Source organism: bacterium (assembly GCA_024226335.1).
GTDB lineage: Bacteria > Myxococcota_A > UBA9160 > SZUA-336 > SZUA-336 > JAAELY01.
Window position 1 is genome coordinate 1 of sequence record JAAELY010000527.1, and the last position, 891, is coordinate 891.

The following is an 891-nucleotide window of genomic DNA, read 5'->3' on the forward strand; positions in this document are numbered from 1 at the left end:
AGACCTTGCTGGCACTGGACACGGCGGAGCGAACCTTCAGCAAGACTTGTGGGCACAGGGACCAGGCGAGGTGGGCGCACCGCATCGGCACGCACCTCCTGTCCATGTGCAAGCGGCTGAACCTGACGCATTACCGTTCCAGCCGCTATCATCGCGAAGGGGGCGTCGGCGCACGCAGGAGGAAGACGGAGCCGTGGGTCCGACAGATCCGCACCTGCCTCGGCCGCGGCGAATCGGAGTCGCAAAGCGTGGCGGCATCGACTCCCGTAGCCGCGAGTCGTGATGAAGCCGACGATCGCGACGGCACGCAGACGGGCGCTGGCGTTGAAAGTACCCTCGCCGCGGCCGCCAGCGAAACTGACGGTGGCGTTGAAAGAGCCCCCTCCGCTGGCGAAGGCGTTGAAAGAACCCTCGCCGCGGCAGCCCACGAAACTGGCGATGGCGTCCGAAGGTCCCTCGCTGCGGCGTTCGAAGGGACCTTGGAGGCGAAGCCCACTGGCGTTGCTGCGCTTGGAGCGCTCTCGCCTCTGGCCACGGCTCATTGGAGCATGAGTTCAAAGAAAGCCATCATCCAGACACCGCTTGGCAGGCGCGTCGAGTCCTCGAAGGTGCGTGATGGTGAGGGCGGATTCTTGGAAGCTTGGTTTCCAGAGTGGCACCAGGGGATCGAGACCGATGCGGCGAATCCTGACCTCGCGTGGCATGGCCTGCCTCCAGTGGAGAAGAGAAAGAGAGAGAAGGAGAAGAAATACAAGAAACGGGGGCGGAAAGAGAGAAGGCGCGAGGAGGAACTCGGCCAGGGCAGTGCAGCGATGGACTTGGAAGAGGGGGGTGCGAAGCAGGAGCCCGAATGCAGTGGCTACGAAAGGCTCCCTGCTGGGGAAGGCTCCG

Annotated in this window: 1 protein-coding gene; it reads left to right on the forward strand. The window is 64.1% G+C overall.

Annotation, left to right across the window (positions count from 1 at the left end; all coding sequences use genetic code 11):
- Positions 1 to 548: 548 nt before the first annotated feature.
- A partial coding sequence (locus GY725_25505) for a hypothetical protein (protein ID MCP4007551.1) occupies positions 549 to 891 on the forward strand: 343 nt, incomplete at its 3' end.